Origin of the sequence: Ihuprevotella massiliensis, from assembly GCA_900095835.1 — a bacterium.
Lineage (GTDB): Bacteria > Bacteroidota > Bacteroidia > Bacteroidales > Bacteroidaceae > Alloprevotella > Alloprevotella massiliensis.
Window position 1 is genome coordinate 416,220 of sequence record LT608321.1, and the last position, 11,727, is coordinate 427,946.

Below are 11,727 nucleotides of genomic sequence, written 5' to 3' on the forward strand. Positions count from 1 at the left end.
ACTGAGGGCATAACAGGAAGAAATGAGTGGATTTTCTATAGTTGCAAGATTATCCTCGCAGTACAGCACCAAGCTGTTGTTCAAGTTGCTTTATAATCTTTGCCATGATACTTTCAGTTTGCTTGTCGTTCATGGTTTTGCTTTCATCTTGCAGCACGAAGGAAACAGCGTAGCTCTTCTTGCCAGCCTCAAGATTTTTCCCTTCGTAAACATCAAAAAGCTCAACTCGCTTTAATAGCTTTTTCTCACAAGCAAAAGCAATGCGTTCGATTTCACCAAAGGTAATCTTCGTATCCAACAGCAAGGCAAGGTCACGACGTACAGCAGGGAACTTTGCTATTTCTGTATAAGAAACCTCCTTCTTGGGCAACTTCTTCATAAGAAGCGTCCAGTTGAAGTCAGCGTAATACACCTCAGTCTCAATATCACAAGCAGCTAAAAGTGCTTTTCTCACGAGACCAAGCTCAAGATATACCTTTCCGTTGCGATCTACGACTGCTATACTCTTTGAGAATATATCATTCTTACCTTCTTCTACCAAGAATTGTCCAAGAGCAATGCCAAGGCGACGCAAAACATTAAGAGCATATCCTTTCAGTTCATAGACACTAGCTTCTTCATTAGCATGAGCCCAAGAATTTTCTACACGGCGACCCGTGAGCCACAAGCCAAGGTGAAGCGTTTCACTATAAGGCGCAAGCACTTTTTCAGCATTACGCTTTTCTGCATCGTAGTGATAGCAATTACCCAACTCAAAAAATCGAAGGTTTGCTTCCTTACGATTTACATTGTGCGCTATACTTTCCAAACCACCGAAGAGGAGTGTTTGGCGCATAACATTGAGGTCGCTTGACAAAGGATTCATGAGATGCACCAAATGTTCTGGTGCATAGGTTTTCAAATCCTGATAATAGGCTTCACGAGTGAGAGAGTTGTTGAGGATTTCATGGAAACCTTCACCGACCAATTGCTCACTAATGAGATTCTGCAACTTTTGGCTGATATCATTAGCCCCTTTCACTGTGAGTGAAGATTTGAGGGTAGTAGGAATCTCTACATTATTATAACCATAAATACGTAGAATATCTTCTACCACATCACAAGGACGTTGTACATCTACACGATAAGCTGGAATTTGCAAAGTCAGTCCCTCTTCAGTTTCGGATACAACTTCCATTTCAAGCGAAGACACTATTGACTTCACCAATGCTGGCTCAATGTGCTTACCGATAACGCCATCAATATAGGCATAATCAACTTGGACATTAAATTGCTTCACCAATGAAGGTTGCTCAACATCAACAATCTCCATGGAGATTTCACCTCCTGCCAATTCTTTAGCAAGAAGCGCTGCTGTCTTGAGGGCATAGATTTGTCCATCAGGATCAATGCCACGTTCAAATCGGAAGGAAGCATCTGTGTTAAGCCCATGACGACGTGCGCTCTTTCTTACCCATGTAGGATGGAAGTAGGCACTCTCAAACACAACATTCTGAGTAGTATCATACGTGCCACTACCCTTACCTCCCAATACGCCAGCAATACACATAGGAGCATTAGCATTGCAGATAGCGAGGTCGCGATCAGAAAGTTCGTGGTCCTCACCATCAAGAGTGACAAACTTTGTACCGTTCTCTAAGGTTTTAACAACAATCTCACCTCCGTCAATCATATCTGCATCAAAGCAATGCAAAGGTTGACCGTAAGCCATCATCACATAGTTCGTGATGTCTACGATATTATTGATAGGACGCAAACCGATTGTGGTTAGTTTATCTTGCAGCCATTTAGGACTCTCTTGAATCTTACACCCCTTGACAGAAACAGCAGTATATCTTGGACAAGCTTCTGCAGATTCTACAGTGACTTTGATAGGCAAGTCGTGATTGTCTACCTTGAATTCATCCACACTTGGGCGATGCAACTGAGTAGCTTTGCCATTGCGCACGAGATAAGCATAGAGATCACGCGCTACTCCCCAATGAGAACAAGCATCAGCTCGGTTGGGAGTAATGTCAACTTCAATGAGGTAATCACTTTCAAGACCAAAATATTCTGCAGCAGGTGTACCAACTACGGTATCTTCGGGGAGCACCATAATACCATCATGTCCAGTGCCAACTCCAATTTCGTCTTCGGCACAAATCATGCCTAAGCTTTCTACACCACGAAGTTTGGACTTCTTGATAACAAACTCGCTATCACCATCATACAACTTTGTGCCAAGCGTGGCAACGATGACCTTTTGACCAGCTGCAACATTGTGAGCACCACATACGATCTGCGTGGGTGCTTCACCATTTCCTAAATCTACGGTCGTAATATGCATGTGGTCCGAGTTAGGATGTGCTTCGCAAGTTAGCACATGTCCCACAACTAGACCTTTGAGTCCGCCACGGATTGTTTGTACTTCCTCCACAGCTCCCACTTCTAAGCCAATAGAGGTAAGAGCTACGGCAACTTCTTCGGCTGTCATGTCGAAATCAACATATTCTTTCAGCCATTTGTAAGATATATTCATATTGTAATATCGTTTGCTTGGTGGAGTGTGCAGCACATTCTCTAGCCTTTCTTGATGATCCTCTTCTTTTTTACTGGATAGCATGCTAATTCACAATAAGCGTAAAATAGAGAGCAGCGACTGACCTGCAGAGAAATGAATAAATCGTCCAATATAATCAAGAATATCTCTGGAGATTTGATAAAAAAGCCCGAGATTTTTCTGAAACTCTCCAAGAGTTTGACAAGATTACAAAGAGATTACTGCAAAAAATCTCCGCAAATTTACTCATTTCTTTTGAGAAAGGAAAGATGAAACTCACGAAAACACGATTTTCATAGAAATAAGGAGGAGTAAATGGGGATTTTTCTGTAACTTCGCAGACAATAACAATGATACTCAGGGCATACTCGAATGCTAAAAAAGATATTTTTCCTATGCTGCGGTCTATTTATTGCCGCAACCTTCCTTCATGCACAAGTTGGTGAGCAACGTAGTCAATGGGCGCTAGGTGTGAATGGAGGGGTAAGTCTCAATAAGGTACTTTTTACTCCCAATATCCGCCAATTTTATCAAGTCGGGCCAGTGGCTGGACTTACAGCGCGATATACAAGTGAAAGGTATTACGGACTTATCTGCGCCATTCAGTTAGAAGCAAACTATTGGCGTGCTGGTTGGAACGAAGAGATTCTCTCCTCAAAGGCCGTACGCTTACCGGATACCTACCAACACAACATTGACTATATCCAAGTGCCAATCATGGCAAATTTGGGATTAGGTGAGGAACAGCGAGGATTCAAAGGTTTCCTCTTAGCTGGTCCTCAATTGAGCTACGCTTTAAGCGACAAAGAGATACAATCATCGCAGTGGACTACCCACGAAATAGATGGAGTATCCATGGCAGATCGTGCCAATGGTGTTGTTGCACAATATGGTAAGTCCATAGAAAATCGTTTAGACTATGGCATTGTAGCAGGCTTGGGTGGAGAATTCACCACCAAAGTAGGACATTTCATCGTAGATGCACGGTATTACTATGGACTTTCAGACCTTTTCCACAATGCTAAAAAAGATCCCTTCTCCAAGTCAGCCAATAATACATTAATGCTTAAATTCACTTACCTCATGGACTTCCCACGGCATAAGTGATATTAGAGATAACCAGAATAAACTCTCTATTTATTAGCGGCTTCATCCTCCTCTGTATTTGACATTTTCTATCCTCGGATAACAGTAATCCTACATGCGAAAACCCAATATTCGCCTCTTTTTCCAATGGTCGTTAGGCATCCTAGTGGTGTCCTACGGCCTTTTGGTCTTTGCGCTCAATAATCTGGGGATGCAACAGCGTTTGGCGAACTTGATAGAACTACAATTGGAAAAGCAACTCCAATCTGAAGTTGAAATTGGGTCTGTTGAAATTGGGCTACTCAACAGTATTCAACTTCATAATGTATTACTAAAAGATAGATCTGGAAAAGAGCTATTAAAGAGTAAGTTAGTTTTTGGAAAAATAGAGGTGCTCCCTCTTATAAACGGTAAAGTATCGCTCCGCAACATAGCATTGCTTGATGCCCACATCGCACTTTACAAATCCAACAAGGGAGCTCCCACCAATTTTCAATATATTATTGAGGCTTTTAGTAGCCAAGACAAAGACTCACCCTCCAAGCTTAACCTACGCATCAACTCGCTTATTATGCGGCGATGCGATTTGTCTTACGATGAATGGTATCATCCACAAGCACCTGCTGGACAATTCACCCCACATCATCTCAATCTTAAGAACATCGATGCTATCTTGTCGCTCAAATGTCTGACAAATGATAGCATTAACCTACGTATCCGTCAATTTTCTGCCGAAGAAAGCTGCGGTTGGAAGCTCTCACGCCTGCAGCTCCGTCTAGCAGCTAATCGATACGTTGCAGAAATCAACAACTTTTCTCTCCAGACACCGCAATCTCGCATTAGCCAAGAGCGTCTTGTGGCCCATTACGATGGCTCCTCACTTGATAAGATTTTCAATTCATTGGTTGTAGAAGGTGCCATTGAGGATGCTCGTCTTGCAACCAATGATATTGCACCGATTGTACCCAAACTGCATCCACTAAATGAGACTTTCTTCATAAGCACTCGCTTTGCTTTGCGAAAAGGCGAGGTGAAACTCACTGATTTGCATTTGAGCAACGCCACAGACCGAATCAAGATAGCCACCGATGTCACTATTTTGCTACCTAATGGTAAGTTTAGCGCTTTAAGTGCCAACTTACGCAGTTTAGCGCTGCAACAACGTTTCGCAAGAGACGTAATGCAATCACTTTCTCTTAAAGAATTACCCCAGTGGCTTACTCCACTTGAAGAGATTCAACTACAAGGCAAACTACGCTATGCACTCAATCATAGTAGTTTCTTTGATGGCTCCATTAGTTCAGCTCTTGGAAAAATCAACTTTAGTGCAACATATTGGAAGCGAAATGTGACAGCTCACGTATTGACACGCGATTTACGTCCATCAATACTTGCACAGATACCCAACTTACCTACTTTCCTTAGCTTGGAAGCACATGGACACGTACTTTTAAATGGTAGCAATCAACCCAATGGACGCATAGAACTAGATATACCAGAAGTGGAATGGCAACAGCACCGCTATCAAAAACTAAAAGCCACAGCGTCTTTCTTTAACGGTATCGCAGAAATTGCTCTACAATCTCAGGACCCATCACTCTACTTAAACGTTGATGCAAAAGCTGCACTGGACAAAAATTGGCGTCCCTCTCAATTAATTGCCAATGGCCACATCAAACGCCTATCTCCTGCAGAATTAGGATTAAGCAAACAATGGGGAAATGGACATTTTGCGTTTGATTTTGACATAAAAGCTCCACAATTAGACGTAAAACATCCTAATGGCGAATTTGAACTTCGACACTTCTCAATGCAAAATGTGGATACCCCTTATTCCCTTAATCGTCTGGCACTTAAAGTATCTCCACATCCTCGTGGAAGTCATTTAACATTACAAAGTGATTTTGCAGATGCTACTGCATTGGGCATTGCTGATGTGAAGGAACTGCAGACAGTTGCGGAAAAATGGTGGAAGACACTGCTTAAACCACAAAAGAACTCTTCCCAAGCTCCCAGCCATGCCGAGGCTTCACCGACTCTCAGCAACAGTGATGAAAAAGCTAATGTAGTATTGCCTAGTAAAACAGCCTTAGCCTTTAACCTGCATCTCAAACGTACAGATTTTCTGCAGCATATGCTCAAGCTAGACATTGCTGCTGACCAAGATATGCATGCTGAGGGACGCTTGGCTGCTGATGGTAGTATGCTTCATTTTACAGCTGATGCACCACATCTACATTTCGGAACCACAGAAGTGCGAAACGTCACGGTGGCAGCCCGTAGTGTGTACTCAGACTTTCATATGCTTATTAAAGCACTTCGCCCAACCAAGAAAGCTGACCTACAGTTGGAACTTCAAGCGCATACAGACAGTGGTAAACTAATGACCAACTTACAATGGTCGGAACTGAGAAATCGTCATTTTTATGGAACGTTCTCAAGCGAAACCCATATTGATGCCCTCAATTTCAATAAGCTAAAAGAGAGTAGCCTACGTGTAAATATCTTACCCACAAGCTTGGCTGTCAATGATACTGTCTGGAAAATAGAACCAGGAAACATAGCTCTCAAGGAAGGACGGTTGAATATCAACAACCTTTCGTTATCACATGATCAACAAAGATTAGCAATCTCTGGAGAATACGCACAACATAGCGAAGGACTTACTGTAAACCTACGTCAATTTGATGTTGGTTATGCCCTTTCTATGGTCGGACTTAGTGATATTACCTTTGGAGGTCGTGCCACAGGACAAGCTACGATTCGTCCCACTGAACAGAACGAACTGCAGATTCTAGCCAATCTCGAAATCCCTCAGTTCACATTCAATAATGCGCTATTGGGATATGCTGCAGTCGAAGGTGGTTTTCGTGGAGGAGACCAGACAATTTTCCTCAAGGCAAACATAGAAGAGCCCAACATTAGTTCTACACAAGTGGCTGGATATGTAAGTCTTGGTCGAAAAGACCTAGACCTCCATATTAAAGCAAACAATACTTCCATAGCTTTTTTGAACCACTACGTAGACGACATCTTTCACAACATACAAGGACGTACCACGGGGACTACCCGTGTCTTTGGTACTTTCAAAACGATTGATTTCGAAGGGCACCAGCATGCCACAGCTTCTGCAACCCTTCCTATTACAGGCGTCAAATACTTTGTAAAAGACGCAGACATCTCTATTGCTCCCGGAGTTTTCACTGTAAATAGTGCTGTTATTTCAGATAGTCTGCAAGGAAATGGCACCGTTACAGGTTATTTGCGACACCATAATCTTAAAGATATGCATTTCGACTTTGCGATGCAAGGAGAAAATATCTTGATGTATGATCAACCGCAGACAATAGACTTGCCATTCTATGCTACAGCTTTCGGCACAGGAGCTATGCGCGTTTGGGGTGCTCCCCAACAACTCAACGCCAATATCCAAGTACGCACTGAGAACAATAGTGTGCTTACTTATGTTCTCGACCGACCAGACGACGCCGACCATCAACTGCTAACCTTCCGCTCTAAGCAAGACGAAGAAAATGTAGAAGTGGATGATAGTTTACAGAAGACACGTACGAGCAGGTTTGTAGAGCCTACCAGTAAAACAGACATACGTCTAAACTTTCAGGTAGATGTTACCCCCAACTCTACCCTTCGCATGATAACAGATGCAAAAAGTGGCGACATTATCACAGTGCATGGCAGCGGACCTATCCAAGCTTCCTTTTATAATAAGGGAGAATTCCAAATGTTTGGAGCATATAAAATAGCAAGTGGATCGTATGATTTGAGCATACAGAATCTCATTAAGAAGACATTCATCCTCACTCCAGGGGGGACGGTGAACTTTTCTGGTAATCCACTCAACGCTGATGTGAATGTGCTTGCCTCTTATATGGTAAACTCTGCATCTCTAGCAGACTTGAACCTCGGCACTACCTTCACTAACAATACCACTCCTGTAAATTGTCTCATTAAGTTTACAGGGAAGGTCAGCAATATGAACCTATCATTGGACTTCGATCTACCCAATATTGGTGAAGACGAAAAAATGATGGTACGTAACCTCATTGCTTCCGACGAGGAACGGACAACACAAGTATTGTACCTTCTTGGAGTTGGACGATTCTTCACCTACAATTATGCCAATGCTGCAGGCGGCACAAGTAGTAACCAGTCCGAAATCATGATGAAGTCACTACTTTCTAGTACTCTATCTTCACAACTGAACAACATCATAGCCAATGCAGTTGGTAATACGAACTGGACATTCGGTGCAAATGTTAGTACGGGTCAATTGGGATGGAGCGACATGGAAGTAGATGGACTACTCTCTGGTAGACTGCTGGACAATCGTTTACTGTTTACAGGAAAAGTAGGATATCACGAACGAGAAGCCGCAACCACGAACTTTGTTGGTGACTTTGATGTACATTATCTCCTAACTCCCACAGGCACTTTCAACCTAAAGGCGTATAGCGAGACAAACAATCGATACTTTTCAAAATCAACTCTTACAACTCAAGGGTTAGGACTACAAATCAAACGCGACTTTAACTCCTTCTTTGATTTATTCTCCAACAAGAGAAAAGACAAGATAACACCTAAAGCAAAAAAATAAGTTCGACAAAATATGAATCCTGAAATTCAACGCAGACGCACATTTGCTATCATCTCTCACCCGGATGCTGGTAAGACGACGCTCACCGAAAAGCTATTGCTGTTTGGCGGACAAATCCAAGTAGCCGGAGCAGTAAAGAATAACAAGATTAAGAAGACAGCCACTTCCGACTGGATGGAAATCGAGAAACAACGTGGTATCTCTGTTACAACATCCGTAATGGAATTTGATTACGAGGGATATAAGGTAAATATTCTAGACACACCTGGTCACCAAGACTTTGCCGAAGATACATTTCGCACTCTTACTGCGGTAGACTCTGCTATTATTGTAGTGGATAGCGCCAAAGGTGTGGAAGCACAGACAAGAAAGCTCATGACTGTATGCCGCATGCGCAAGACTCCAGTCATTGTATTTGTAAATAAGATGGACCGCGAAGGACGAGATGCTTTTGATATCCTCGACGAATTAGAAGAAGAATTGCAAATTGGCGTTCGCCCTTTGTCATGGCCTATAAACCAAGGACAGCGATTCAAAGGGGTTTACAATATATACGAACAGCAACTCGACCTTTTCCAATCTGATAAACAGAAAGTGACCGAAAAGATCGCTGTAGACATCAATGCTCCAGGAGAATTGGAAGCGAACGTTGGTGACACGGATGCAACAAAACTGAGAGAAGACCTAGAACTCATTGATGGTGTATACCCTGAATTTGATGTTGAACAATATCTTTCTGCGGACATCGCTCCTGTGTTCTTCGGCTCTGCCCTCAACAATTTTGGTGTCAAAGAGCTACTTGATTGCTTTGTAAAGATTGCTCCTTCTCCACGGCCAACGCAAGCTGAAGAGCGTCTTGTAGATCCTGAAGAAAAGAAATTTACAGGTTTTATCTTCAAGATAACAGCCAACATTGACCCAAACCACCGCTCATGTATCGCTTTCTGCAAAATTTGCTCTGGTAAGTTTGTAAGAAACGCACCTTACACCCATGTTCGCAATGGGAAAACTGTTCGTTTCTCCAGCCCTACTCAGTTTATGGCACAACGCAAAGAAACCATTGACGAAGCATATCCTGGTGACATTGTGGGGCTTCCCGACAATGGTATCTTTAAAATTGGTGATACACTGACCGAAGGTGAACTGATTCACTTCAAAGGACTCCCTTCTTTCTCCCCAGAAATGTTTAAGTACATTGAGAACGCCGATCCGATGAAGACAAAACAGCTTCAAAAAGGGATCGACCAATTAATGGACGAAGGTGTGGCTCAGTTGTTTGTCAATGAGTTTAATGGACGTAAAATTATTGGTACCGTAGGCCAACTTCAGTTTGAAGTTATCGAATATCGTCTTGAAAACGAATATGGTGCTAAATGTCGTTGGGAACCCGTTCACCTCTTCAAAGCTTGCTGGATAGAAAGCGATGATCCAGCTGAACTTGAACAATTTAAGAAGCGCAAATACCAATATATGGCTAAAGACAGAGATGGCCGTGATGTCTTTCTTGCTGACTCTGGCTATGTGTTGCAAATGGCACAACAGGATTTCAAAAACATCCGATTCCATTTTACCAGTGAATTCTAGTTCGCTATCCTATCTTTACAACGTAAGCAGCGTCTATCTTCCGATAAATGAAGATGGACGCTGTCTTTTCAATAGCAAATGGGTCTAACACTCCCCTTACATATAGCAAATCCCCAAAGTCATTCTAGCAAATAACTTTGGGGATTTATGACGAGAGAATAAGAGATTCGGGGTTACATTTCCAACACAGCAAGGCTATGATTTCCCATAATACGGATGCGATCGACATTTCCCCGAATGCCTGGTAAACGACCAGTTTGCGTATATTGCCACATCATGTAGTCAACATTGTCTGTGAGCATTGGAACTTCATCTTTATACTTTGCCATTACCCAATGATATCCTCTGAACATACCGACAAGATGACGGTTGTAAAAGTTCTGATAAGTGTAAAGAATGGGCTTCTTGCCATAGTATGTCGCTATGCGATCTACAAACTCTTGAAGATCCGATACAAACTTATCATCAGAAACACCACCTGTCGTTTCGATATCAATAAGTGGTACAAGATCCTGGTCAGCTTTCTGCACCACAGAAGTCATGTTTGCCACTTGTTCATCAACACTCACCCTCGGGCGATAGAAGTGATAGCTTCCTACACTTAGACCTGCCTGACGGGCGTTGGCTATATTATAAGCATAGGTGGGGTCTACAAGGCTACTTCCCTCTGTGGCTTTGATGTAAACAAAACTCACATTAGCTTCTGTACCTACTCGTCCCCAATCTATCACACCTTGATAGCGACTCACATCAATACCCTCACGAAACTTCGTGTTCACACGACTAATTCCCCGTGATACCTGCATCATCTGTACAGAAGACTGCACATTCTTTTTGGATTGCACAGGCATCATATCTGGCATTATGCGCTCACTAGGTTCCTTAGAGGGCGCACCGCGATGCTTACGCTCAGCATGAGCTGACAGCCCGATAAAGGAGAAGCAGCCTACAAGACATAGCGTTTTGAGTGAATATAAAGGAGAAAGCCACATAGGCAAAAAATTTAATACTGTTCTTGTTGATTGGGGAAGTCGCAGCTCTTCACATCTTCAACGAATTTACCGATAGCATCAGTCATAATTGTGTGAAGATCTGCATATCGACGTAAAAACTTAGGGGAGAACGACTTATTCTTACCCAACATATCGTCAATAACCAAGACTTGACCATCTGATGCTCCAGCACCAATTCCGATTACAGGGATATCGAGTAGCTTGCACACTTTGGCATTTAGTGAAGCAGGTACTTTTTCTACAACAATAGCAAAGCACCCAGCCTCTTGCAGAGCTTTAGCGTCACTCAACAATTTTGCTGCTTCTGCTTCCTCTTTGGCGCGCACAGCATACGTGCCAAATTTGTTGATGCTCTGTGGGGTTAACCCTAAATGCCCCATCACAGGAATACCAGCTTCTAAGATTTTACGAACTGTATCTATGATTTCAACTCCACCTTCTAGCTTAAGTGCATCAGCACCAGTCTCCTGCATGATACGGATAGCATTACGCACACCGTCCGTAGCATTTACCTGATATGTACCAAAAGGCATATCACATACAACGAGAGCTCGCTGAACTCCACGCACAACGGAACGAGCATGGTAAATCATTTGATCAAGCGTGATGGGCAAAGTGGTAACATTACCTGCCATTACGTTACTAGCACTATCCCCCACAAGGATGCAGTCAACACCTGCTCCGTCCACAATAGTCGCAGTGGTGTAATCGTAAGAAGTAAGCATAGCAATCTTCTTACCTTGTTGTTTCATTTCCAAAAGGCGATGTGTTGTCACCTTACGTAAATCGTCTACTAAATATCCAGCCATATAATAGTTGTTGTCTCTTGAAATATCTATGCATATTATGCTTATTCATAAGCACTAGCATAAACCCATACTTATAAA

Annotated in this window: 6 protein-coding genes; 3 read left to right on the forward strand and 3 right to left on the reverse strand. The window is 42.7% G+C overall.

The annotated features are described in order from the left end of the window. Positions 1-49 precede the first annotated feature (49 nt). Positions 50-2,521, reverse strand: a complete 2,472-nt coding sequence (pheT, locus tag BQ2633_RS01910; protein WP_075564775.1) for a phenylalanine--tRNA ligase subunit beta — start codon at positions 2,519-2,521, stop codon at positions 50-52. Between the two features lie 393 nt (positions 2,522-2,914). On the opposite strand from pheT, the gene BQ2633_RS01915 reads away from it, so the two are divergent. The 3 genes from BQ2633_RS01915 (at position 2,915) to BQ2633_RS01925 (ending at position 9,827) form a co-directional block, all read left to right on the forward strand. Further along, on the forward strand, positions 2,915-3,649 hold the full coding sequence (locus tag BQ2633_RS01915; RefSeq protein WP_075564776.1) for a porin family protein: 735 nt from the start codon (positions 2,915-2,917) through the stop codon (positions 3,647-3,649). 190 nt (positions 3,650-3,839) lie between these two features. Then, positions 3,840-8,243 carry a translocation/assembly module TamB domain-containing protein gene (locus tag BQ2633_RS01920; protein WP_176720076.1) on the forward strand — a complete coding sequence of 1,468 codons (4,404 nt, stop codon included), beginning with the start codon at positions 3,840-3,842 and terminating at the stop codon, positions 8,241-8,243. A gap of 12 nt (positions 8,244-8,255) precedes the next feature. Then, a complete protein-coding gene (locus tag BQ2633_RS01925) occupies positions 8,256-9,827 on the forward strand; it encodes a peptide chain release factor 3 (protein WP_075564778.1) in 1,572 nt (523 codons plus the stop codon). A 173-nt stretch (positions 9,828-10,000) separates the two neighbouring features. Here the strand turns inward: BQ2633_RS01925 and BQ2633_RS01930 are convergent, their stop codons facing one another. After that, entirely contained in the window at positions 10,001-10,819 is an 819-nt protein-coding gene (locus tag BQ2633_RS01930) for a glycoside hydrolase family 25 protein (RefSeq protein WP_083233898.1), read from the reverse strand. An 11-nt stretch (positions 10,820-10,830) separates the two neighbouring features. Further along, positions 10,831-11,649, reverse strand: coding sequence for a 3-methyl-2-oxobutanoate hydroxymethyltransferase (gene panB / locus BQ2633_RS01935; RefSeq protein WP_075564780.1), 819 nt, complete (start codon positions 11,647-11,649; stop codon positions 10,831-10,833). Positions 11,650-11,727 lie beyond the last annotated feature (78 nt).